This window comes from Burkholderia sp. JP2-270 (assembly GCF_003233675.1).
GTDB lineage: Bacteria > Pseudomonadota > Gammaproteobacteria > Burkholderiales > Burkholderiaceae > Burkholderia > Burkholderia pyrrocinia_C.
Genome location: NZ_CP029824.1, coordinates 1,436,336 through 1,460,044, shown reverse-complemented (window position 1 = coordinate 1,460,044; position 23,709 = coordinate 1,436,336). Strand labels below are relative to the sequence as shown.

Annotated in this window: 20 protein-coding genes; 7 read left to right on the top strand and 13 right to left on the bottom strand. The window is 68.1% G+C overall.

Features of this window, described 5'->3' with window-relative positions; genetic code table 11:
- Positions 1-7: 7 nt before the first annotated feature.
- Positions 8-784: an L-iditol 2-dehydrogenase gene (locus DM992_RS06980; RefSeq protein WP_111016219.1), complete on the bottom strand. Its 777-nt coding sequence runs from the start codon at positions 782-784 to the stop codon at positions 8-10.
- Between the two features lie 328 nt (positions 785-1,112).
- Here DM992_RS06980 and DM992_RS06975 point away from each other — a divergent pair, with 328 nt between their 5' ends.
- Genes DM992_RS06975 through DM992_RS06960 form a run of 4 tightly spaced genes read left to right on the top strand, consistent with a single transcriptional unit; the run spans position 1,113 to position 4,212 of the window.
- The gene (locus DM992_RS06975) at positions 1,113-1,574 is read left to right on the top strand and encodes a Fur family transcriptional regulator (protein ID WP_011546084.1); all 462 of its coding nucleotides are present in this window, start codon (positions 1,113-1,115) and stop codon (positions 1,572-1,574) included.
- Between the two features lie 46 nt (positions 1,575-1,620).
- Positions 1,621-2,535, top strand: a complete 915-nt coding sequence (locus DM992_RS06970; protein WP_111016218.1) for a zinc ABC transporter substrate-binding protein — start codon at positions 1,621-1,623, stop codon at positions 2,533-2,535.
- A 14-nt stretch (positions 2,536-2,549) separates the two neighbouring features.
- Positions 2,550-3,437, top strand: coding sequence for an ABC transporter ATP-binding protein (locus DM992_RS06965; RefSeq protein ID WP_111016217.1), 888 nt, complete (start codon positions 2,550-2,552; stop codon positions 3,435-3,437).
- Positions 3,430-4,212: a metal ABC transporter permease gene (locus tag DM992_RS06960; RefSeq protein ID WP_111016216.1), complete on the top strand. Its 783-nt coding sequence runs from the start codon at positions 3,430-3,432 to the stop codon at positions 4,210-4,212. Before DM992_RS06965 ends, DM992_RS06960 begins: the two co-directional genes overlap by 8 nt.
- A gap of 127 nt (positions 4,213-4,339) precedes the next feature.
- Here the strand turns inward: DM992_RS06960 and fghA are convergent, their stop codons facing one another.
- The 3 genes from fghA to DM992_RS06945 all read right to left on the bottom strand — a co-directional run bounded on the left by fghA (position 4,340) and on the right by DM992_RS06945 (position 7,990).
- Positions 4,340-5,188 carry an S-formylglutathione hydrolase gene (fghA, locus tag DM992_RS06955; protein WP_111016215.1) on the bottom strand — a complete coding sequence of 283 codons (849 nt, stop codon included), beginning with the start codon at positions 5,186-5,188 and terminating at the stop codon, positions 4,340-4,342.
- A 16-nt stretch (positions 5,189-5,204) separates the two neighbouring features.
- Positions 5,205-6,311 (bottom strand): S-(hydroxymethyl)glutathione dehydrogenase/class III alcohol dehydrogenase, encoded by a 1,107-nt coding sequence (locus DM992_RS06950; RefSeq protein ID WP_006406473.1) that lies wholly within the window; start codon positions 6,309-6,311, stop codon positions 5,205-5,207.
- Positions 6,312-6,553: 242 nt separating this feature from the next.
- Positions 6,554-7,990, bottom strand: a complete 1,437-nt coding sequence (locus DM992_RS06945) for an FGGY family carbohydrate kinase (RefSeq protein WP_111016214.1) — start codon at positions 7,988-7,990, stop codon at positions 6,554-6,556.
- 449 nt (positions 7,991-8,439) lie between these two features.
- Between DM992_RS06945 and DM992_RS06940 the strand changes: the two genes are divergently transcribed.
- On the top strand, positions 8,440-9,816 hold the full coding sequence (locus DM992_RS06940; RefSeq protein ID WP_162631600.1) for a nucleobase:cation symporter-2 family protein: 1,377 nt from the start codon (positions 8,440-8,442) through the stop codon (positions 9,814-9,816).
- Positions 9,817-9,948: 132 nt separating this feature from the next.
- Here DM992_RS06940 and DM992_RS06935 read toward each other — a convergent pair whose 3' ends face one another.
- Genes DM992_RS06935 through DM992_RS06925 form a run of 3 tightly spaced genes read right to left on the bottom strand, consistent with a single transcriptional unit; the run spans position 9,949 to position 15,965 of the window.
- Positions 9,949-11,472, bottom strand: coding sequence for an efflux transporter outer membrane subunit (locus DM992_RS06935; RefSeq protein ID WP_111016212.1), 1,524 nt, complete (start codon positions 11,470-11,472; stop codon positions 9,949-9,951).
- The gene (gene bpeB, locus DM992_RS06930) at positions 11,472-14,672 is read right to left on the bottom strand and encodes an efflux RND transporter permease BpeB (protein WP_111016211.1); all 3,201 of its coding nucleotides are present in this window, start codon (positions 14,670-14,672) and stop codon (positions 11,472-11,474) included. Before bpeB ends, DM992_RS06935 begins: the two co-directional genes overlap by 1 nt.
- 15 nt (positions 14,673-14,687) lie before the next feature.
- Positions 14,688-15,965: an efflux RND transporter periplasmic adaptor subunit gene (locus DM992_RS06925; protein WP_111016210.1), complete on the bottom strand. Its 1,278-nt coding sequence runs from the start codon at positions 15,963-15,965 to the stop codon at positions 14,688-14,690.
- A 397-nt stretch (positions 15,966-16,362) separates the two neighbouring features.
- On the opposite strand from DM992_RS06925, the gene DM992_RS06920 reads away from it, so the two are divergent.
- A complete protein-coding gene (locus DM992_RS06920; RefSeq protein WP_111016209.1) occupies positions 16,363-17,004 on the top strand; it encodes a TetR family transcriptional regulator in 642 nt (213 codons plus the stop codon).
- 107 nt (positions 17,005-17,111) lie between these two features.
- On the opposite strand, the gene DM992_RS06915 is transcribed toward DM992_RS06920, so the two are convergent.
- Positions 17,112-17,777: a cysteine hydrolase family protein gene (locus tag DM992_RS06915; RefSeq protein WP_111017845.1), complete on the bottom strand. Its 666-nt coding sequence runs from the start codon at positions 17,775-17,777 to the stop codon at positions 17,112-17,114.
- Positions 17,778-17,929: 152 nt separating this feature from the next.
- Between DM992_RS06915 and DM992_RS43360 the strand changes: the two genes are divergently transcribed.
- Positions 17,930-18,937 (top strand): helix-turn-helix domain-containing protein, encoded by a 1,008-nt coding sequence (locus tag DM992_RS43360; RefSeq protein ID WP_111016208.1) that lies wholly within the window; start codon positions 17,930-17,932, stop codon positions 18,935-18,937.
- Between the two features lie 57 nt (positions 18,938-18,994).
- On the opposite strand, the gene DM992_RS06905 is transcribed toward DM992_RS43360, so the two are convergent.
- The 5 genes from DM992_RS06905 to DM992_RS06885 form a co-directional block, all read right to left on the bottom strand.
- Positions 18,995-19,702 (bottom strand): SRPBCC domain-containing protein, encoded by a 708-nt coding sequence (locus DM992_RS06905; RefSeq protein ID WP_111016207.1) that lies wholly within the window; start codon positions 19,700-19,702, stop codon positions 18,995-18,997.
- Between the two features lie 28 nt (positions 19,703-19,730).
- Entirely contained in the window at positions 19,731-20,087 is a 357-nt protein-coding gene (locus DM992_RS06900) for a DUF427 domain-containing protein (RefSeq protein ID WP_111017844.1), read from the bottom strand.
- 136 nt (positions 20,088-20,223) lie between these two features.
- Positions 20,224-20,661, bottom strand: a complete 438-nt coding sequence (locus tag DM992_RS06895; RefSeq protein ID WP_111016206.1) for a carboxypeptidase-like regulatory domain-containing protein — start codon at positions 20,659-20,661, stop codon at positions 20,224-20,226.
- A gap of 104 nt (positions 20,662-20,765) precedes the next feature.
- Positions 20,766-22,250, bottom strand: coding sequence for a DegQ family serine endoprotease (locus tag DM992_RS06890; protein ID WP_111016205.1), 1,485 nt, complete (start codon positions 22,248-22,250; stop codon positions 20,766-20,768).
- 111 nt (positions 22,251-22,361) lie between these two features.
- Entirely contained in the window at positions 22,362-23,708 is a 1,347-nt protein-coding gene (locus DM992_RS06885; protein WP_111016204.1) for an ATP-binding protein, read from the bottom strand.
- Position 23,709 lies beyond the last annotated feature (1 nt).

Here is a 23,709-nt window from a genome sequence, read left to right as displayed (position 1 = left end):
CGCCACGTCAGCTCATCCAGTTGCCGCCGTCGACGTTCAGCGTCTGGGCGGTGATGTAATCGGCGTCGGCCGACGCAAGGAACAGCGCGGCGCCCGTCAGGTCGCCCGGCACGCCCATGCGGCCGAGCGGCACGGCTTCGCCGACCAGCCGCTTCTTCTCGCCGAGCGGCCGGTTCTCGTAGCGCGCGAACAGCGCGTCGACCTGCTCCCACATCGGCGTGTCGACGACGCCCGGCGCGATGCCGTTCACGTTGATCCGGTGCGGCGCGAGCGCGAGCGCGGCCGACTGCGTGTAGCTGATCACCGCGGCCTTGGTCGCACAGTAGTGCGAAACGAGTGCCTCGCCGCGACGGCCGGCCTGCGACGACATGTTGACGATCTTGCCGCCGCGCCCCTGCTCGACCATCCGCTGCGCGACGGCCTGCATCAGGAAGAACAGCCCTTTCACGTTGACCGCGAACAGCCGGTCGAACACGTCCCACGATTCGTCGAGGATCGGGCGCATGTCGAACAGCGCCGCGTTGTTGAACAGGATGTCGATGCCGCCGAAGCGCTCGACGGCGGTGGCCACGATCCGCTCGATATCGTCGCGGCGCGTAACGTCCGCGGTGACGGCCACCGCGCGGCCGGGGTTCGCTTCGATGAGCCGCGCAAGCGAGCCGCCTGCCGGCTTCACGTCGACGAGCACGCAGCGCGCGCCCTCGTCCAGATAACGTTGCGCGACCGCCTCGCCGATGCCGCTTGCGGCGCCCGTCAGGATCGCGACCTTGTCTTCCAGTCTCACTGGCTGTCTCCGGTTCGTTCTGCTGTACGACGGTCGCGAGGTGAGCGAACGCTCGCCGACCGATCAATTGCTCTATTGTTGATCGAATGATCGGATACGCGATTCGCGCTGTCAAGGCGACGCGACGGCTTTCTATGACGCGCTGCGGCACAAGGGCGCGTCGCGCCGGCCCGCAGCGCACGCCCGGTAAGGCGCGGCGCGCGCGGTGCGGTGCGGCCGGATCGGCGATGAAGGGGACGGAGCGTGGACGGAACGGGGAATTCGCGCTGCACGGCGCGGCGATACGTTATATCATCGCCGTACTCTGTTTCACTGCCTGCTTCACACCATGGCCACCTCATCGTCCATTGACGCCCGGCTGTCCCGGGCCGACGCATTCGCCGCCGAGCACGGGCTCGCGTGGACGCCGCTGCGCCGCCAGGTCTACGAACGCGTGCTGGCCGCGCAACGCCCGATCGGCGCGTACGACCTGCTCGCCGAGCTCGAACCGCAGCGCGGCCGCGTGCCGCCCACGACCGTCTATCGCGCGCTGGATTTCCTCGTCGAGCACGGCTTCATCCACCGGATCGAATCGAAGAACGCGTTTTTCGCGTGCTGCGAGATCGGCGTGCCGCACGAAGGCCAGTTCCTGATCTGCGATTCGTGCGGCGACACCGTCGAGATCCCCGGCGGCGACCTCGCGAAGCAGTTGTCCGCGAGCGAGCCCGCGCACGGTTTCGAAGTCCACCACCAGGTCGTCGAGCTGAGCGGCCTGTGCGGGCACTGCAAGCGCAAGCCCGCACAACGCTGACGCCGCATCGCGCGGCGCATGCGCCGCCTTTCCAACGAGGAGTTTCATGTCCATTGCCTTGAAGCGCGCGCCGCGGCGCGCCCTGTCGCCTGTCCGCTGGCTTGCCGCCGCTGCCGCCGCGCTGTCGCTCGCGGCGCCCGCATTCGCGCAGGCCGCGACCGTCAACGTCGTCGCCGCCGAGAATTTCTACGGCGATGTCGCATCGCAGATCGGCGGCCGCCACGTCGCGGTAACCAGCATCCTCAGCAATCCCGACCAGGATCCGCACCTGTTCGAAGCGAGCCCGAAGACCGCCCGCGCGCTCCAGCACGCGCAGGTCGTGATCTACAACGGCGCCGACTACGATCCGTGGATGGCCAAGCTGCTCGGCGCATCGAAGCAGGCGAAGCGCGCGACGATCGTCGTCTCCGATCTCGTCGGCAAGAAGGCCGGCGACAACCCGCACCTGTGGTACGCCCCGGCGACGATGCCGGCGGCCGCGCGCGCGATCGCGGCCGAGCTCGGCCGCGCCGACCCGGCGAACAAGGCCGACTACGACGCGAACCTGCAGAAATTCGTCGCGTCGCTGAAACCCGTCGACGACAAGGTCGCCGCGCTGCGCGCGCAGTACAAGGGCGTGCCGGTGACGGCCACCGAGCCCGTGTTCGGCTACATGTCCGATGCGATCGGGCTCGACATGCGCAACCAGCGCTTCCAGCTCGCGACGATGAACGACACCGAGGCGAGCGCGCAGGACGTCGCCGCGTTCGAGAACGACCTGCGCAAAAAGCAGGTACGCGTGCTGATCTACAACAGCCAGGCCGAAGAACCGATGACCAAGCGCATGCTGAAGATCGCGCGCGACGGCGGCGTGCCGACCGTCAGCGTCACCGAGACGCAGCCGGCCGGCAAGACCTTCCAGCAATGGATGGCCGGCCAGCTCGATGCGCTCTCCAGCGCGCTTTCGGCCGCCAAGAAATAATCGACTGCAACGACATGACCGCCACTCCCCACGCACTCGCAGTCGATCGCGTCACGCTCGAACTGGGCGGACGCACGATCCTGCACGACGTCAGCTTCTCGATCGAACCCGGCGAATTCGTCGGCGTGCTCGGGCCGAACGGCGCGGGCAAGACGACGCTGATGCGCGCCGTGCTCGGCCTCGTGCCCGTCTCGGCCGGCACGCTGTCCGTCGGCGGCGTGCCGGTCGTGCGCGGCAACGCATCGATCGGCTATATGCCGCAGATCAGGAGCGGCCTCGCGAACCGCCGGATGCGCGGCTACGACTTCGTCGCGATGGCCGCCGACGGCCACCGCTGGGGGCTGCCGCACGCGAACGCGGCGACGCGCCGCGACGTCGACCGCGTGCTCGACCTCGTCGGCGGCCCGACGCTCGCGCGCCGGCCGCTGTCGGAATTGTCGGGCGGCGAGCGGCAACGCCTGCTGCTCGCGCAGTGCCTGCTCGGCAGCCCGAAGCTGCTGCTGCTCGACGAGCCGCTGATCAGCCTCGATCCGAACCACCAGCGCGGCGTGGTCGAACTCGTGCGCAACGTGCAGCGCGAACTCGGCATCACCGTGCTGTTCTCCGCGCACGAACTGAATCCGCTGCTGAACGCGCTCGACCGCGTGCTGTATCTCGGCAACGGCGTAGCGGCGCTCGGCACCGTCGACGAGGTGATCACGAAGCCCGTGCTGTCGCACCTCTACGGGTCGCCGATCGACGTGATGCGCGTGAACGGCAAGATCTTCGTGATGTCGGGCGACGTCGAGATCGAGAAGCACGACCACGAGCATGAGGACGACGACGGCCACTCGCACGGCGGCGGCGGACACGGCCATCACCACCACGGACACGCTCATCCCGGGCATTCGCACGATGTTTGAATACGACTTCATGATCAACGCCTTCGCGGCGTCGGGCATCGTCGCGGTGCTCGCGGGCATCGTCGGCTACTTCCTGGTGCTGCGCGGACAGACCTTCGCCGGCCATGCGCTGTCGCACGTCGGCTTCACCGGCGCGACGGGCGCGGTGCTGCTCGGCATCTCGCCGATCTGGGGGATGGTCGGCTTCACGCTCGCGGCCGGGATCGGGATGGGCGCGCTCGGCGAACGGCTCGCGGGCCGCGACGTCGCGATCGGCGTGATCCTGTCGGGCGCACTCGGCTTCGGCCTGCTGTTCCTGCATTTCTATACGTCGTTCGCGACGCAGGTGACCGCGCTGCTGTTCGGCAACGTGCTCGCGGTCAGCCACGACACGCTCGCGGTACTGGCCGGCATCGGCACGGTAAGCCTGATCGCGCTCGCGCTGATCGCGCGGCCGCTGCTGTTCGCGTCGCTGCAGCCCGAACTGGCCGAGGCCAAGGGCGTGTCGCTGCGCACGGTGTCGATGCTGTTCCTCGCGGTGTGCGCGCTCGCGGTCGCCGCGGCGACGCAGATCGTCGGCGTGCTGCTCGTGTTCACGCTGCTGGTCGGGCCGGCCGCGGCCGCGCAGAACGTATCGACGCGGCTGTCGACGGGCGTGCTGCTCGCCGCGCTGTTCGCGCTGTTCGAGGCGTGGGCCGGCATCGTGCTCGCGTATCACACCGACTGGCCGACGAGCTTCTGGATCACCGCGCTGTCGGCGCTCGTGTACGGCGCGAGCCTGTTGCGGCGCCACTGATCGCCGACCGACGGATCGCCGCCCGATGCCAAAGAAAACGCCGGCGTGCCCGAGGGCAGCGCCGGCGTTTTTTTATGCGCCCGCAATCGCGTGCGGCGATGCGTGCGTTACCTGCTTCCCTTCCCGCTCATCGTGCAAGCACGCGCGCGTGATGCGCGATGTGATCGGCGATGAACGTCGAGATGAAGTAGTACCCGTGGTCGTAGCCCGGATGGCGGCGCAGCGTCAGCGGCTGGCCGGCCTTCGCGCACGCGGCCTCGAACACGTCGGGGTTCAGCTGGTTCGCGAGGAATTGATCGGCGAGGCCCTGGTCGACCAGGATGCCGTCCGCGAACTTCGGCGCATCGGCTCGCGCGACGAGCTCGCTCGCGTCGTGCGCGTTCCACGCGTCGCGATCGTCGCCGAGATAACCCGAGAACGCCTTCTCGCCCCACGGGCAGCGCGTCGGCGCGGCGATCGGCGCGAACGCCGACACCGACCGGTACAGGCCGGGATGACGCAGCGCGAGCGTCAGCGCGCCGTGCCCGCCCATCGAGTGGCCGAAGATCCCGAGCCGCGCGCCGTCGATCGGCAGCTCGGCCGCGACGAGCTCGCGCAGCTCGCCCGTCACGTACGACTCCATCCGGTAATGCGTGGCCCACGGCGCTTCGGTCGCATCGACGTAGAAGCCCGCGCCGACGCCGAAGTCCCACGCATCGGTCTCGCCCGGCACGCCCGCGCCGCGCGGGCTCGTGTCGGGCATCACGAGCGCGATGCCGTGCTGCGCCGCGTATTGCTGCGCGCCCGCCTTGATCGCGAACGTCTCGTCGGTGCAGGTGAGGCCCGCGAGATAGAACAGCGCCGGCACGCGGCCGTGCGCGGCCTGCGGCGGCAGGTACACCGAGAACTTCATCGGCAGGCCGATCGCCGCCGAATCGTGGCGATAGAAGCGCTGCTCGCCGCCGTGGCACGCATGCGAGGAAACGAGTTCGAGCATGACGGTGCGCTCCCGGTCAGTACAGCACGACCGAGCGGATCGACTCGCCCTTCTTCATCAGGTCGAAGCCTTCGTTGATCCGCTCGAGCGGCAGCGTGTGCGTGATCAGGTCGTCGATGTTGATCTTGCCTTCCATGTACCAGTCGACGATCTTCGGCACGTCGGTGCGGCCGCGCGCGCCGCCGAACGCCGAACCCTTCCACTCGCGGCCCGTCACGAGCTGGAACGGACGCGTGCTGATTTCCTCGCCGGCCGCGGCCACGCCGATGATGAACGACTGGCCCCAGCCCTTGTGCGTGCACTCGAGCGCCTGGCGCATCAGCTTCACGTTGCCGACGCATTCGAACGAGTAGTCGGCGCCGCCGTCGGTCAGCTGCACGATGTGGTCGACGACGTTCTCGACTTCGTTCGGGTTGATGAAGTGCGTCATCCCGAACTTCTTCGCGAGCTCGACGCGCTTCGGGTTGATGTCGACGCCGATGATCTTGTCCGCGCCGACCATCTTCGCGCCCTGGATCACGTTCAGGCCGATCCCGCCGAGGCCGAACACGACGACGTTCGCACCGGCCTCGACCTTCGCCGAGTAGACGACCGCGCCGACGCCCGTCGTCACGCCGCAGCCGATGTAGCAGATCTTGTCGAACGGCGCGTCCTCGCGCACCTTCGCGACCGCGATCTCCGGCACGACGATGTAGTTCGAGAACGTCGACGTGCCCATGTAGTGGAACAGCGGCTTGCCGTCGAGCGAGAAGCGCGACGTCGCGTCGGGCATCAGGCCCTTGCCCTGCGTCGCGCGGATCTTCTGGCACAGGTTGGTCTTGCGCGACAGGCAGAACTTGCACTCGCGGCATTCCGGCGTGTAGAGCGGAATCACGTGGTCGCCCTTCCTCACGGTGCCGACGCCGGGGCCGACGTCGACCACCACGCCCGCGCCTTCATGGCCGAGGATCGCCGGGAAGATCCCTTCCGGATCGGCCCCCGACAGCGTGTAGTAGTCGGTGTGGCAGATGCCGGTCGCCTTCACTTCGATCAGCACTTCGCCTGCGCGCGGCCCTTCGAGATCGACTTCCTCGATCGTCAGCGGCGCACCCGCCTTCCATGCAATCGCGGCTTTCGTTTTCATCGTGTCACTCCTGTCTGTCAATTAGGTTGCCCCGGGGCGGCGCTTCGGCGCTTACGCAGGTCCCATTCGCACCGGGCCCCGTTCAAAGCTGTCGAAACCATGCCGCGCGACAGCGCGCGCGACACGGCAAAAGCATCTCGTGCTCGCCATGATGGCCGCTCCCGCCGCACACCGCGAGCCGGAAACGGTCGCCGGCTTGCCACGATGCGTCATTGCTGACGCAAAAGAACAAGTGTCCGAGTTTAAACGCCCGTCGTGAACCATGCATCCGTGCGCGCATACAGATCGATGAAGCGGGCGTGGCGCGCGGCCAGCAGGCGGTCGTCGCGCGGCGCGGCGACCGGCGACGCGGCCGGTGCCAGCGCGTGCAACGCATCTTCCCGCCAGTGCCCGATCGCGACGCCCGCGAGCAGCGCGGCGCCGCGCGTCGCGGCGTTCGGGCAATCGATCGCGTGCAGCGACGCGCCGAGCGCGTCGGCGAGCAACTGGCGCCAGCGCGGATCGACCGAGCCGCCGCCCGCCAGACGCAGCGTCGTCACCGGGTCGCGACGATCGGCATCGCGGATCGCATCGAGCCCCGCGCGCAACGCAAACGCGACGCCTTCGAACGCGGCGCGCATCATTGCGCCGCGCGTGTCGCCGAGCCCGAGGCCGAGCCAGCCGCCGCGCGCATCGGGGTTCATCCACGGCGAACGCTCGCCGGTCAGGTAGGGCAGGAAGCACAGCCGTTCCGACGGCGGTTGCGCGAACGCGTCGTCATACGCGTGAGCCCATTCCGAATAACCAAGCCAGCCGCGCACGGCTTCGAGCGCGAGCCCGACGTTCTGCATCGCGGCCATCGTGTAATAGCCGCCGCCGGCCGCCGCGCGATAGCGATGCAGCCCGCGCCGCGCGGGCGGCAGCGCATCCGCGAGCACGACGATCTGGCCACCGCTGCCCGTCGTCAGCAGCGCGTCGCCGGCCGCGGCGAGCCCGCTGCCGAGCGCCGCGCATGCGGTGTCGGCCGCGCCCGTCGCCAGCGGCACGCCGGCAGGCAGACCGAGCGCCGCGGCCGCCTGCGCACCGAGCACGCCACAGCGCGCAGTCGACGCATGGACCGGCGCGAACCGGTCGGCCGGCAGGCCGAGCGCGTCGATCAAGGCCGTATCCCATGCACCGTCGGGCGTCGCGAGCGCGGTCGCGCACGCATCGCTCGGATCGGCCGCGACGTCGCCGCCGAGCGCGATGCGCAACCAGTCCTTCGGCTGCACGGCCCAGCGCGCGGCGCGCAGCGCATCGGGCTCGTGCGCGGCCAGCCAGCGCAACAGCGGGCCCGCCATGCCCGGCGCGACGGGGTTCGGGGCGGCGGGCCAACCCGCCGCATCCGCTTCGCGCACCGCGCGCGTGTCGGGCCACAGCAGCGCGGGCCGCACCGGCTGCCCGGCCGCGTCGATCAGCACGACGCCATGCATCTGGCCCGAGAAGCCGATCGCCGCGACCTGCGCGCGCTCGCCGGCCGGCAGCCGCGCGGCCGCGCGCACGAGCGCCTGCCACCACGCGTCGGGTGCGATCTCGGCCCAGCCGGGCCGCGGCGACGACAACGCATAGGGTTCGCTCGCAACCGCGCGCTCGACGCCGTCGGCATCGAGCGTGACGAGTTTGACGGAGCCGGTGCCGAGGTCGATTCCGAGCAGGCGCATGACGTGACGGTGAATTCGAATGAACGGGTGTCGATGATAACGGGATCGCGATACTCGCCCCGGCTTTTGCGGTCACCGCAACGCAATACGATGCACGGAAGCCGCGGTCGGCAGCCGGGTTTCGCCGCGCTGCACCTTGCGTGCAAGAGCGCTCGTTCGCGGGTTAACCCGGCGCGATTTTTCGACACTCCTTTTTGCCACTATGCGGCCGCGCCGATACACACCATAAAGAGGCCGATATTTGACATGGGGGCCGGCGCTATTTTGAAGGGCTATAAAACCGGGGAACCTCACTCCTGCGGCAGTTTCCCGATGATCGACACCCTGTTTCATGCCGAAATGGCATATCGAACCAGCAAAGAACGGAATAGTACCCAGTGCTCTTGTTGCACGAATTCATTCCGCATAACTTCGTATCACCCCGAAAACAAGATCATGGAGTGAGACAGATGCAATCGAACACGGTCCATCCGTGCGATGAGGTGCTGCCGACCGGCAAGCTGGTAACGCTTGGCCTGCAACACGTCCTCGTCATGTACGCCGGCGCCGTCGCCGTGCCGCTTATCGTCGGCGGCGCGCTCAAGCTGCCGAAAGACCAGATCGCGTTCCTGATCAGCGCCGATCTGTTTTCGTGCGGCATCGCCACGCTGATCCAGACGCTGGGCCTGTGGATCTTCGGGATCCGCCTGCCCGTCATCATGGGCTGCACGTTCGCGGCCGTCGGCCCGATGATCGCCATCGGTACGAACCCCGGCCTCGGCATTCTCGACATCTTCGGCTCGACCATCGCGGCCGGTATCATCGGCATCGTGCTGGCGCCGATGATCGGCAAGCTGTTGCGGTTCTTCCCGCCGGTGGTCGTCGGCACCGTGATTGCCGTGATCGGGCTGTCGCTGATGGAGGTCGGCATCAACTGGGCCGCCGGCGGCGTCGGCAATCCCGAATACGGCAGCCCGGTCTATCTCGGCCTGTCGCTGCTCGTGCTGACGCTGATCCTGCTGATCAACAAGTTCGGCCGCGGTTTCATCGCGAACATCTCGGTACTGCTCGGCATCGTCGCCGGCTTCGTGATCGCGTTCATCCTCGGCCGCGTGAACACGGAAGGCGTGTCGCTCGCGCCGTGGGTCGGCTTCGTGATGCCGTTCCACTTCGGCTGGCCGCACTTCGACCCGCTGTCGATCGCGACGATGGTCACGGTGATGTTCGTCACGTTCATCGAATCGACCGGCATGTTCCTCGCGGTCGGTGACATGGTCGATCGCCCGGTCGACCGGGAGCGCCTGGTGCGCGGCCTGCGCGTCGACGGCCTCGGCACGCTGATCGGCGGCATCTTCAACTCGTTCCCGCATACGTCGTTCTCGCAGAACGTCGGCCTGATCGGCGTGACGGGCGTGAAGAGCCGGTTCGTGTGCGCGACGGGCGGCGTGATCCTCGTGCTGCTCGGCCTGTTCCCGAAGATGGCGCAGGTCGTCGCGTCGGTGCCGCCGTTCGTGCTCGGCGGCGCGGGCATCGTGATGTTCGGGATGGTGGCCGCGAACGGCATCAAGGTGCTGTCGAAGGTCGACTTCGTGAACAACAGCCACAACCTGTTCATCGTCGCCGTGAGCGTCGGCATGGGCCTCGTGCCGGTCGTGTCGCCGCACTTCTTCTCGAAGCTGCCGCCCGCGCTCGCACCGATCCTGCACAGCGGCATCCTGCTGGCATCGACCACGGCCGTGATCCTGAACATCGTGTTCAACGGCGTGAAAGGCGAAAAGGATGCGCGCTGCGACATCCGCCGCGCCGGACACGACTTCGACGGGCGCCCCGCCGACGTGCACCACTGATCGCGCCGCGCCGGACGACGGCGCCACGCAGTAACGAAAAACGCCACGGACTTTCGTCCGTGGCGTTGTCGTTTCCACATACCGCCGGTTCGACGGACAGGAGCAGTCGCCCGCTCCCGCGCTGCTTCGCGCTTATCCGTTCGTTGCCGCCGACGACGCCGGCGCCGGGGCGGCCGCCTTGTCGTAGTCGACCGGCTCATCCGGCGCGCGCGGCGTCTCGCCGGCGCGCTGGACCCAGCCGCCGCCCAGCGAGCGGTACAGGTCGACGAGGTTTGTCCAGCGCGCCAGACGCGCGCTGATGAGCGACTGCTGCGCCGAGTACAGATCCGTCTGCGCGGTCAGCACCGACAGGTAGCTGTCGACGCCGTTCTTGTAACGCAGGTCCGACAGGTCGAAGCGACGCTGCTGCGCGTGCTCGTTGCGCTCGAGCGCGGCGATCTGCTGGTCGTACGTGCCGCGTGCGGCCAGCCCGTCCGACACTTCGCGGAATGCCGACTGGATCGCCTTCTCGTAGTTCGCGATCTCGATGCGCTTCTGCACGTGCGCGAGATCGAGATTGGCGATGTTCGAACCGCCCTCGAAGATCGGCAGCGCAATACTCGGCGCAAACGACCACGCCGCCGTACCGGCCTTGAACAGGCCGCCGAGCGTCGGGCTCGCGGTGCCGAATGCCGCCGTCAGCGAGATCTTCGGGAAGAACGCCGCGCGTGCCGCGCCGATGTTCGCGTTCGCGGCCAGCAACGTCTGCTCGGCCTGCATCACGTCCGGACGACGCGTCAGCAGGTCCGACGGCAACCCGGCCGGCACGTCCGTCAGCAGGTTCTGCGCGTCGAGCGGCATGCCCGGCGGCAGATCGTCCGGCAGCGGCTCGCCGATCAGCAGCACCAGCGCGTTCAGCGCCTGCGCACGCGCACGCGCCTGCGCCTGCTGGTTCGCGAGCGCCGTCTCGACCACCGTCTGCGCCTGACGCAGCTCGAGCTCGGAGCCCGTGCCGTTGTCGAACTGCAGCTTCGTCAGGTCGTACTGCGCCTGAGCGGACTTCAGCGTGTTCTCCGTGACCTTCAGCAGATCGTCGGTCGACAGCAGCGTCAGGTACTGGTCAGCCACCGACGACACCAGCGAGATTTCCTGCGCCTGCCGCGCGTACGCGGTCGACAGGTACTGCGCGAGCGCCTGGTCCTTCAGGCTCTGCACGCGGCCGAACAGGTCGAGTTCCCACGACGCCGAAAGCCCGACGTTGTAGGTGCGCGTGATCAGCGGCTGGCGCGTCGTCGATACGCCGGCCGGGAATCGCTGGATGCTGCCCGTACCGGTGCCGTCGAGCGTCGGGAACAGGCCCGCGCGCGTGATCTGGTACTGCGCACGCGCCGCCTCGATGTTCAGCACCGACACGCGCAGGTCGCGGTTGTTCTTCAGCGCGATCTCGATCAGCCGCTGCAGGCGCGGATCGACGAAGAATTCGCGCCAGCCGATGGCGGTCGCCGCCTGGCCGTTCGCGCTGCGCGCGCCGGCAGCGCCCGGCTGCGTCGCGTAGACGCCGCCGGCCGGGTACGCCTGTGCGACGGGCGCGTCGGGCCGCTTGTAATGCGGCGCCATCGTGCAGCCCGTGGCAAAGAGCGCGACCGCGATTGCAGTCAAAGCGTGTTTTTGCATCATCACTGTCCCTTGTTGCCTTCGTCGCCGTTGCCCGGCTTCTCTTCGTGGTGCGAGTGCTCCTGAGCCAGACGCAGCGCCTCGTCGACGTCTTCCTTCTCGCCGCTGAAGATCGCGCGGATCTTCACGAAGAACATCGGGATCATGAAGATCGCGAGGAACGTCGCCGTGATCATCCCGCCGATCACGCCCGTACCGATCGCGTGCTGGCTCGCCGAACCCGCGCCGTTGCTGATCGCGAGCGGCATCACGCCGAGAATGAACGCGAGCGACGTCATCAGGATCGGACGCAGCCGCAGGCGCGCCGCTTCCAGCGCGGCCTCGATCGGCCCCATCTTCTCCGTCTGCTGCAGTTCGCGTGCGAACTCCACGATCAGGATCGCGTTCTTCGCGGACAGGCCCACGGTGGTCAGCAGGCCGACCTGGAAGAACACGTCGTTCTCGAGGCCGCGCATCGTCGCCGCGAGCAGCGCTCCAATCACGCCGAGCGGCACGACCATGATCACCGAGAACGGGATCGACCAGCTTTCATACAGCGCCGCGAGACACAGGAACACGACGAGGATCGAGATCGCGTACAGGATCGGCGCCTGCGAACCGGACTGGATTTCCTGGAACGACAGGCCGGTCCACGAATAGCCGATACCGACCGGCAGCTTCTTCGCGAGCCCTTCCATCGCGGTCATCGCCTGACCGGTCGACTTGCCCGGCGCGGCCTGACCCTGGATTTCCATCGCCGAGACGCCGTTGTAGCGCTCGAGCTTCGGCGAACCGTACGTCCAGTGACCGGTCGCGAACGCGCTGAACGGCACCATCCCGCCCGACCCGTTGCGCACGTACCAGATGTTCATGTCCTCCGGCGTCATCCGGAACGGCGCGTCGGCCTGCACGTACACCTTCTTGATCCGGCCGTCGGTGTCGAGGAAGTTGTTCACGTACTTCGACGCCCACGCGATCGAGAACGTCTGGTCGATCGCATCCGCCGTCACGCCGAGCGCATTCGCCTTCTCGCGGTCGATGTCGACCTTGTACTGCGGCGTGTCGTTCAGGCCGTTCGGGCGCACGCCCTGCAGCGTCGGATCCTTCGAGGCCATCCCGAGCAGCTGGTTACGCGCGGCCATCAGCGCGTCGTGGCCAAGACCGGCGTTGTCCGTCAGCTCGAAGTCGAAGCCGGCGGCCGTACCGAGTTCGGGAATCGACGGCGGGTTGAACGGGATCACGATCGCGTCCTTGTAGCCCGCGTAGCGCCCGAACATCCGGCCGATCAGCGCCTGCACCTTCTGGTTCGCATGCTGACGCTGCGAGTAGTCCTTCAGGCGCACGAACACGAGACCCGAGTTCTGGCCGCGGCCCGCGAAGCTGAAGCCGTTCACCGTGAACGCCGATTCGACGATTTCCTTCTCGTCCTTCAGCAGGTAGTCGGAAATGTTCGCGAGCGTCTTCGCGGTCGTTTCCTGCGTCGAACCCGACGGCGTCTGCACGATCACGAACATCAGGCCCTGGTCTTCATCCGGCAGGAACGACTTCGGCAGGCGCACGAACAGCAGGCCGACCGCGACGATCACGACCAGGTAGATGATGAGCCAGCGGCCCGAACGCTTGATCACGTGGTGCACGCCGACGTGGTACTTGTCGCGGCTGTTGTTGAACGTGCGGTTGAACCAGCCGAAGAAGCCCTTCTTCTCTTCGTGATGCCCTTGCGGGATCGGCTTCAGGATCGTCGCGCACAGTGCCGGCGTCAGAATCAACGCGACGAGCACCGACAGCACCATCGCCGACACGATCGTCAGCGAGAACTGGCGATAGATCGCGCCGACCGACCCGCCGGAGAACGCGACCGGCACGAACACCGCCGACAGCACGAGCGCCACGCCGACGAGTGCGCCGGTGATCTGGCCCATCGCCTTGCGGGTCGCCTCCTTCGGTGACAGGCCCTCTTCCGCCATCACGCGCTCGACGTTCTCGACCACCACGATCGCATCGTCGACCAGCAGGCCGATCGCGAGCACGAGGCCGAACATCGACAGCGTGTTGATCGAGAAGCCCACCATCGACATGATCGCAAACGTGCCGAGCAGCACGACCGGCACCGCGATCGTCGGGATGATCGTCGCCCGCAGGTTCTGCAGGAACAGATACATCACGAGGAACACCAGCACGATACCTTCGAGCAGCGTCTTGACCACTTCCTCGATCGACAGCTTCACGAACGGCGTCGTGTCGTACGGATACTTCACGACGAGGCCGTGCGGGAAGAACGGTGCCAGCTCGTCGATCTTCGCGCGCACGGCCTTCGCGGTCGCCAGCGCGTTCGCGTTGGTCGCGAGCTGGATACCGAGTGCCGCGGTCGGCTGGCCGTTGTACTTCGTGTCGAAGTTGTAGTTTTCACCGCCGAGGCCGATCTGCGCGACGTCCTTCAGGCGCACCTGCGAGCCGTCCTGGTTGACCTTCAGCAGGATGTTGCCGAACTGCTCGGGCGTCTGCAGCAGCGTCGATTCGGTGATCGTTGCCTGCAGCACGGTGCCCGGCTTCGCCGGCGTGCCGCCGATCTGGCCGCCCGCGATCTGCACGTTCTGCGCGGTGATCGCCGAGCTCACGTCGACCGGCGTGAGGCCGTAGTTCGTCAGGCGGGTCGGGTCGAGCCAGATCCGCATCGCGTACTGCGAGCCGAACAGCGTGACGGTACCGACGCCGTTCAACCGGCTGATCGGATCCTTCACGTGCGACGCCACGAAGTTCGCGAGGTCGTACTTGTTCATGCTGCCGTCTTCGGAGTTGAAGGCGAGCACCAGCAGGAAGCTGCTGCTCGACTTCGTCACCGACAGGCCGAGCTGCTGCACGACCTGCGGCAGAACCGGCGTCGCGAGCGACAGCTTGTTCTGCACCTGGACCTGCGCGATGTCGGCGTTGGTGCCCGGCGCGAAGGTCAGCGTGATCGTCGCGTTGCCCGAGTCGTCACTCGTCGACGACATGTACAGGAAGTTGTCGAGACCGCTCATCTGCTGCTCGATCACCTGCGTCACCGTGTCTTCCACCGTCTTCGCGGAAGCGCCCGGGTAGTTCGCGGTGATCTGGATCGATGGCGGCGCGATCGTCGGATACTGCGAGATCGGCAGCGTGAAGATCGCTGCAACCCCGGCCAGCATCAGGATGATGGCGATCACCCACGCGAAGATCGGGCGATCGATAAAAAACTTTGCCATGAAACAGGCTCCCTGTTATTGCGCGCTCGACGCGGCGGCGGCACTCGCCGGCGCGGCGCCCGATGCGGCGGCACCGGAAGCGGCGGCGGCGCCGGAACCGGCGGCAGCCGGTGCGGCGGTTGCGGCGGCGGCGCCCGATGCGGCATCGGCCGCCGGTGCGAGCTGCGCCGGCACCGACTTCACGGTCGCACCCGGGCGTACCTTCTCGCCGCCCTGCACGATCACGTGATCGCCCGCTTGCAGACCGCCTTCGACGATCCAGTTCTGGCCCTGCATGCCCGTCGTCTTCAGCGGACGCGGCTCGACCTTGTTGCCGGCGCTCACCACCATCGCGATCGCCTGGCCCTTCTGGTCGTGCGTAACGCCGATCTGCGGCACCAGGAACGCGTTCTCGTTCACGCCTTGCTCGATGCGCGCGCGCACGAACATCCCCGGCAGCAGCACCTTGCCCGGGTTCGGGAAGACCGCACGGATCGTCACCGAGCCGGTGGCCTGGTCGACCGTCACGTCCGAGAACTGCAGCTTGCCCGGCTCCGCATAGGTCTTGCCGTCCTCCAGGATCAGCGACACCTTTGCCGCGCCCGGGCCGCTCGTCTTCAGACGGCCGCTCTGCACGTCCTGGCGCAGCTTCAGGCCTTCGAGGCTCGATTGCGTGAGGTCGACGTACACCGGGTCCAGCTGCTGCACCGTCGACATCAGCGTCGCCTGGCTCGCCTGCACGTACGCGCCCGGCGTCACTTGCGAAATGCCGACGCGGCCCGTGATCGGCGAGACCACGTCCGTGTAGCCGAGGTTGATCTGCGCGGTATCGACCGCCGCCTTGCCGGCCGCGACGTCCGCCGCGGCCTGCCCTTGGGTGGCGACCGCGTTGTCGTAGTCCTGCTTGCTGACCGCGTTCGCGGCGACCAGCACCTTGTAGCGCGCGACCAGCGCGTTCTGCGTGACGAGGTTCGCCTGCGCCTTCGCGAGCGTCGCCTTCGCGCTGTTCAGCGCGGCGATATACGGTGCCGGATCGATCTTGTACAGACGCTGGCCGGCCTTGACGTCGGTGCCTTCGGTGAATTCACGGCGCAGCACGATGCCGTCGACCCGCGCGCGAACCTGCGCGACGAGGAATGCACTCGTGCGGCCCGGCAGTTCGCTGAAGACCGGTACAGCTTGCGGCTGGACGGTGACGACGCCGACTTCCGGCGTTTGCGGCGGCGGTGCCGATTCTTTTTTTCCGCATGCAGCCAGGAAAACCGCGGCTGCCGCGACAGTGATCAAGCGGTATGGAACCCGTTCGACGCGCATGGAGCGACCTCTGTGTGTAACCAATGGAATAAGTGCAGCACCCGACGGGAGCGCAACACGGATGCGCCTCTCGGCGCAGATCGAACACCTGAATTACTGGACTGCTAGATACAGCACGTCGGCACGAAACCTCCATGCCGACGGGATGCCGCGAACTGCGGATGGTGCTTTGGCGGGAATCAGCAGAGTGGGATATTAACTGATTGCCACTTGGGTCATTCGATCGTAGGGTGGTATTGTATATACATTCACGAATGTATGTAAAAAGCCCGTTTGTATCGCGTCGACTGTCCAGTCTTACGAATTATTACCAGTCGAAAGCATAGCCAATCCGCATGACGGCAACGAGGGTTGCGGACCCTATATTCACCTACGATCGATCCAATCAGGCCTGCACATGGTCAGACGTACCAAGGAGGAGGCGCTCGAGACGCGCAATCGCATTCTCGATGCCGCCGAACACGTGTTCTTCGAGAAGGGCGTGTCGCACACGTCGCTCGCGGACATCGCCCAGCACGCCGGCGTCACGCGCGGCGCGATCTACTGGCATTTTGCGAACAAGAGCGAGCTGTTCGACGCGATGTTCGACCGCGTGTTCCTGCCGATCGACGAGCTGAAGCGGATGCCGCTCGACGCACCGGGCGGCAATCCGCTCGAGAAGATCCGCAAGATCCTGATCTGGTGCCTGCTCGGCGTGCAGCGCGACTCGCAGTTGCGGCGCGTGTTCAGCATCCTGTTCATGAAGTGCGAATACGTCGCGGACATGGAGCCGCTGCTGCAGCGCAACCGCGCGGGGATGAGCGAGGCGCTGCACACGATCGACGCCGATCTCGCGGTCGCCGTGCGGCTCAAGCTGCTGCCCGAGCGGCTCGATACGTGGCGCGCGACGCTGATGCTGCACACGCTCGTCAGCGGCTTCGTGCGCGACATGCTGATGCTGCCCGACGAGATCGACGCCGAGCAGCATGCGGAAAAACTCGTCGACGGCTGCTTCGACATGCTGCGCTACAGCCCGGCGATGCTGAAGGAAGGCGACTGACGGCGCGGCGGCCGCGCGCGCCGTTTCATTTTCATCGATCGGCGAGCCGGGCCGGGCCGCGCAACAGCCGCGGCAATGCGCTGCCCGCCTCCGTCTCCCCGGCCGGCTCAGGCTGCCTTCGCGCGATGCGCGCGAGCGCGCCGGTTCGACGCGGCCACCGAATCGCGCTTCGGCATCGGTGCGCCGCCCAGTCCCGCGATCCACGCGTCGGTCGACATCACGGCCGCGAAATTCGACTGGAACACCACCGTGTACGCGCGGTGAATCTCTTCGGCGCTCGCCGCGCCCGCTTCATTCTCGTACGGCAACGCGCCCGTCGCATCCTCGAGGTACTCGACATTCAGTCCCGCATGCGCCGCGTGATAGACCGTCGACGCATTGCAGTTGTGCGTCATGTAGCCGGCCACCGCGAGCGTGTCGATCCCGTGCGCGTCGAGCCATGCGGCAAGATCGGTCCCGGCGAACGAGCTCGCCTTCGCCTTCTCGATCAGGTGTGCATACGGCCGGCCGGCGACGACCGCGTGCAGCGCGACACCGTCGGTGCCTGGCGCGAAGATCGGCGCGCCGGCCGGCGCGACGTGCTGGACGACGATCACCGGCACGCCGGCCGCATGCGCGGCGTCGATCGCGCGGCCGATGTTCGCGAGCGACACGTCGAGCGGCGGATACTCGATCGGCAGGTTGCCCGTCACGTATTCGTTCTGGACGTCGATCACGATCAGCGCGCGACGGGAAGCGTGATTGGAAGTGGGATGCGGGGCGGCGTTCGACATGGCGGGCTCCTGGTCATGAGGCGCGGCCCCGCCCCGGAACGAGACGGCCAGCAGCGCGATGCGATGCATTGTCGGGCTGCATCGCCTGCGCGGACAGTGGCCCGATAGCCATTCTTCGATAAAATCGGGCCATCGCCATCCCGGAGCCCGTCATGACCGCCGTCGCGTCACCTGCGTCGCCCGCCCCGACCGTCGTCGCCGTGATCGCATACGACGGCATCAGCCCGTTCCACCTGTCGGTGCCGTCCGTCGTGTTCGGCAAGGAGCGCGACGCGGCCGCGTCGCCCGCGTTCGAGTTTCGCGTCTGCTCGGCCGAGCGCGGCCCGCTCGCGACGACGGGCGGCTTCACGATCATCGCGCCGTACGGGCTCGACGCACTCGACGACGCGGACATCGTCATCGTGCCGGCGTGGCGCGACCCGGACGAAGCGCCGCCGGACGAACTGCTCGACGCCGTGCGTGCGGTCGCCGCACGCGGCGCGCAACTCGTCGGGCTGTGCCTCGGCGCGTACGTGCTCGCCGCGGCCGGCCTGCTCGACGGCCGCCCGGCCACCACGCACTGGGCGTGGGCCGACGACTTCGCACAACGCTTTCCGCGCGTGAAGCTCGACCCCGACGTGCTGTACGTGGACGACGGCAACCTGATGACGTCGGCCGGCACGGCCGCCGGGCTCGACTGCTGCCTGCACGTCGTGCGGCGGCGCTTCGGCTCGGACGCCGCGAACCGGATCGCGCGCCGCCTCGTGATCCCGCCGCACCGCCAGGGCGGGCAGGCCCAGTACGTGCCGCAGCCCATCGCCGCGCACCCGCGCGATGCACGGCTCGCGGGCCTGCTCGACTGGGTGCGCGCGCACCTCGACGCCGCGCACAGCGTCGATTCGCTCGCCGAGCGCGTGCTGATGAGCCGGCGCACGTTCACGCGCCACTTCCGCCAGGCCACCGGCACGACCGTCACCGCGTGGCTGCAGGCCGAGCGGCTCGCGCGCGCGCAGCATCTGCTGGAAACCACCGGACAATCGATCGACGCGATCGCGCAGGCGGCCGGCTACGGGTCGAGCGTGTCGCTGCGCCAGCATTTCGCGGGCGCGCTCGGCACGTCGCCGTCTGCGTATCGAAGGGAATTCCGCGGCGCCGGAGCCGGTGCCGATGCGAGGCAGTAATGCCCGCCGCGCGCGGAGCGAGCGGGCCGTGAAGCGCAACCGGCGGCGCTCGGCCGCTCAACCGCCGTTGATCCAGCGCGCCGCATAAAGCAGCAGCGCAACGAACACGATCATCGCCGCCCATGCCCAGACGGGCACCGTGCCGGCACCGCGATGATGAAGCACGCCGGCCGCACGCCCGGCCGGCGCGCCGCCACCGTGCGGCGGCAGCGGACGCTTCGTCGCGGCCATCAGCGAAGCCGGCCGCAGGAACACGTGCTGGCGCCGCTGTGCGGCCGGGTTCGCGCGATTCGGCGCGAGACCGTGCTTCGCCTGCACGACCGCGCAGAACTCGCGGAAGAAATCGTCGGTCCATTCGCGCAGCGCATTCTCGATCTGCCGCGCCGGCAGCTCGGCGAGCGGCCCGCTCGCCGTCGCCCAGACCACGTACTCGATGCACGTGGCGTTCGCATCGTCGTCGGGCAGCAGCAGCAGTTCGACCTGGCCGCGCACCGCGCCGAGGCCGTCGGCCCGCGCCTTGAAATTGATCACGCGGCGCGGCTGCCCTTCCGCGTCGCCCTGCTCGCCGGCCGCATGCGCACGCACGTCGTAGCGTGCGCGCAGCGGGCCGAGCGGCACCGTGATCGTCAGCGCGAACTCGCCGTGCGCGAGCTTCACGAACGATTCGCAATGGTCGAAGCTCGCCCGCAGCAATGCGGGATCCTCGAAGGCCTCCCGCACGACGGACGGCGCGAGCGGGACGCGTAACGTGTCGTTCAGTTCCATGATGTCTCCCCGATGAACGCGCGCCGCATCAGGACGTCTCGACGAGACTGTCGATCCGTGCGACATCGAAGGCGACGTAGTGCGCAAGCGCGGCAGCGGCCGCCTTCGGTTCCTCGTAACTCCATGCGGCGTTCTCGATCACGCCGTCTTCCGTCTGCAAGTCGAAATGCACGGCTTCGCCCCTGAACGGGCAGGCGCTCGTCACGCCCGACTTCACGAGCCTGCGCATGTTGACGTCGCCGCGCGGCAGGTAATGAACGTCCGGCAACCCCGCTTCCCGCACGGTCAGCACGCCATGCGAATCGGCATACGTGATGCCGCGGTGGATCACGCGCACGCGATGGCGGTTCGGCACGATTTCAACGTGAGGGGCGGCGTCTGACATCGTTTCTCCTTCGGGCGGCCCGGCAGGCAGGCCGGTGGCAGGAAACGAAAAAAGCCACGGCACGAATGCCGTGGCTTTCATTATGGGCGAAACTTCGTCCGATTGCGCAACCCGGGCGGGGGCCGCGCGCGGCGGGCTACTGCGCGCTCCACTGGAACGCAGCTTTCGCGCCGCCCTTCGCGCCGACCGTGACGGTCCGGGATTCGTCGCTACCCTGGTACGACGCCTGCACCGTATAGCGCCCCGGCGGCACCTGCACGAGCATGTACGGCCCGCGCGTGTCGGTTTTCAGCACTTCTGCACCCTTGCCGTCGACGATCCGCACATGGACGTCGGCCAGGAATTCGCCGCCCTTGCCGGTGAAGCGCAGCGCCAGCGGCCACTTCGCCTCGTTGCGCTGGAACGCCGTCGATTCGTCCAGCCCGATGCCGCCGGACACGAAGGTGACGTCGCCCTGCTGGTGCGCGGCGGGCAAGCCGTCCGACTGCGCGTACGCGCCGGTCGCGCCGGCTGCGAGGCCGGCGGCCAACGCCGCGGCGACGGCAAATCGGGACACGTTGCGTAGATATTGCATGGCTCTCTCCTTTGGGTCGGAACACATACGGGGCGCCACGCCACGGGGTCGGACGGCGGCGGCGCCCGCCGCGGCCGGCCTGGCCGGCCGTCGGCCGTCGCCGGTCAGCTCAAGTCGACCGGCACGAAGATCTGTGCATTATCGCGCTGGATCAGCAGAGCAAGACTGTTGCCCGCGCCCTTCACCGCGTCGCGCAACTGCTCGGGGCTCGTGACCGGGCGGCCGTTGACCGCGAGGATCACGTCGCCGGGCTGGATGCCCGCGTTGGCGGCCGGCCCGCCGGCCTGCTGCACGATCAGCCCGTGCGACAGGTTGCTGGCGCTGCGCTCCTGCGGCGACAGCGGACGCACCGCGACGCCCAGGCGGCCCTGCTCGACCGGCCCGCCGTCGTTCGACGCGAGTTTCGCATCGGCCATCGCGCCGAGCGTCACGCTGATCGACTTCTTCGACTTGTCGCGCCAGATCTGCAGGTCGGCCTTCGAACCCGGCTTCAGGTTCGCGATCTGCGCGGGCAGCGACGTCGAATCGGCGACCGGCGAGCCGTTGACCGACAGGATCACGTCGCCCGGCTGCAGGCCCGCCTTCGCGGCCGGGCCGTTCGAATCGACGGAGCTGACGAGCGCGCCGTCCGGCTTCTGCAGCCCGAACGAACTCGCGAGCGTCTGGTTCAGCCCCTGCACGGCAACGCCGAGGCGGCCGCGGCTCACGTGGCCCGTCTTCACGAGTTCGTCCTTCACCTTGATCGCCTCGTTGATCGGGATCGCGAACGACAGGCCCTGGAAGCCGCCCGTCTGCGAGTAGATCATCGAGTTGATGCCGATCACCTCGCCCTGCAGGTTGAACAGCGGGCCGCCCGAGTTGCCGGGGTTCACCGGCACGTCGGTCTGGATGAACGGCGTGTAGTTCTCGTCCGGCAGCGCGCGCGACTTCGCGCTGATGATGCCCGACGTGACCGTGTTGTCGAAGCCGTACGGCGAACCGATCGCGACGACCCACTGGCCGACCTTGCTCTGCGCCGGATCGCCGATCTTCACGGTCGGCAGCCCGCTCGCGTCGATCTTCAGCACCGCGACGTCGGACTGCTTGTCCGAGCCGACGACCTTCGCCTTGTATTCGCGCTTGTCGGTCAGCCTGACCGTGACGACGTTCGCGCCGTCGATCACGTGCGCATTGGTGAGGATATACCCGTCGGAACTGACGACGAACCCGGAACCGAGGCTCGCGCTCGGCTGGTCGTCCGGCTGCGCGTCGCCGCCCATGCCCGGCACCTGGCCGTAGAAGTGCTTGAAGAACTGGTAGAACGGGTCGCTCGGATCGACCGGCAGCTGCGGCTGCGGCGCGCGCCGCGACACCTGCTTCACGACATGCTTCGCACTGATGTTCACGACCGCGGGGCCGTAGGTCTCGACGAGCCCGGAGAAATCGGGGATGCCGGTCTTCGCGGCCGCTTCGGCCGGCATCAGCGCGGCCGCCTGCGCGGGCGTGATGATCTGCGGATCGGCGCGTCGGGTGCCGGCGAAATAGCCGGCCGACAGGGCAGCCGCCACGGCGACCGCGACGGCGCCGCGTGCAAGGAATCGGGTGTTCATCGTAGGACCTCCTCTTTGTTAGGTCGCAGCGTAACGACCCTGACTTAAAGGAGGCTTAATCAGCCTTAAGCGGGGCTTAAGCGGCCGCCTGGGTGCGTCTGGCGCCGATCTTCACACGGATTCGGACTGCCGCGGCGCCTCGGTCGGCATCGCGGCGTCGCGGAATACGACGCTGACGAGCAGGCCGCCCGCGGCCGCGTCGCCGAGCGACACCGTCGCGCCCTGCTGCGCCGCCACGCGCTTGACGATCGCGAGCCCGAGCCCGCTGCCCGACAAGTCGGCACGCGCCCGCGCGGAGCTGTCGCGGTAGAAGCGATCGAACACGCGCTCGCGCTCGTCGGCCGGGATGCCGGGCCCGCTGTCGCCGATCTGGACGCACGCGCGGCCGGCCGCGTCGGAGGTCAGCGACACGTCGATGCGGCCGCCGTCCGGCGTGTACTTCACCGCGTTGTCGAGCAGGTTGCCGAACATCACGCGCAGCGCGCCGACATCCGCGACGACGCTCGCCGCGCGCGTCTCCTCGAAGCCGAGATCGATGTCGCGCCGCTGCGCGAGCGGTGCATGCGCGGCCACGCATTCGGTCAGCAGCGCCTGCAGGTCGACCGGCTCGCGCATCGTCGCGCCGTCCGGCTCGGCGCGGGCGAGCGCGAGCAACTGCTCCGCGAGGCGCGTCGCGCGCGTGACGCCGTCCTGGAGATCCGCGACCGCCTCGCGGCGCGACGCGTCGTCCTTCGCGCGGGCGACGAGCTGCGCCTGGATCTGCACGGCCGCGAGCGGCGTGCGCAGTTCGTGCGCGGCGTCGGCCACGAACGCCTTCTGCGTGTCGAGCGCGGCCGACAGCCGCGCGAGCAGCCCGTTCAGCGCGCGCACGAGCGGCTGCACCTCGAGCGGCAGGCGCTCGTCGGGCAGCGGATCGAGCGCTTCCGGCCGGCGTGCCTCGACCGCGCGCGTCACGCGGCCGAGCGGCGCCAGGCCGCGCCCGACGATCACCCACACGGCCGCGCCGAGGAACGGCAGCAGCACGATCAGCGGCCACAGCGTGCGCAGCGCGACGTTCGCCGCGAGCCGGTTGCGCACCGACAGCGGCTGCGCGAGCTGCACGACGTTGTCGCCGACGATCGCGCCGTACACGCGCCATTCGCCGCGATCGGTGCGCTCGGTCGAGAAGCCGAGCTCCGCGCGCGGCGCGATCGGCGCACGCGGATGCGAGAAATACATCAGCACGCCGTTGCGGTTCCAGATCTGGATCACGATGCCTTCATCGCCGTTGGTCCGCGAGCCGAATACCTGCGAGAACGGCTCGGACGGCAGCGCCGCGGCGATTTCCTGCAGCTGGTAGTCGAACAGCTCGTTCGCCTCGGCGAGCGCCTGCCGGTAGATCAGCCAGCCGGCGAGGCCGACGCCCGCGACGACGATCGCGAGCAGCCAGATCAGCAATTGATGACGAATCGACCTCACG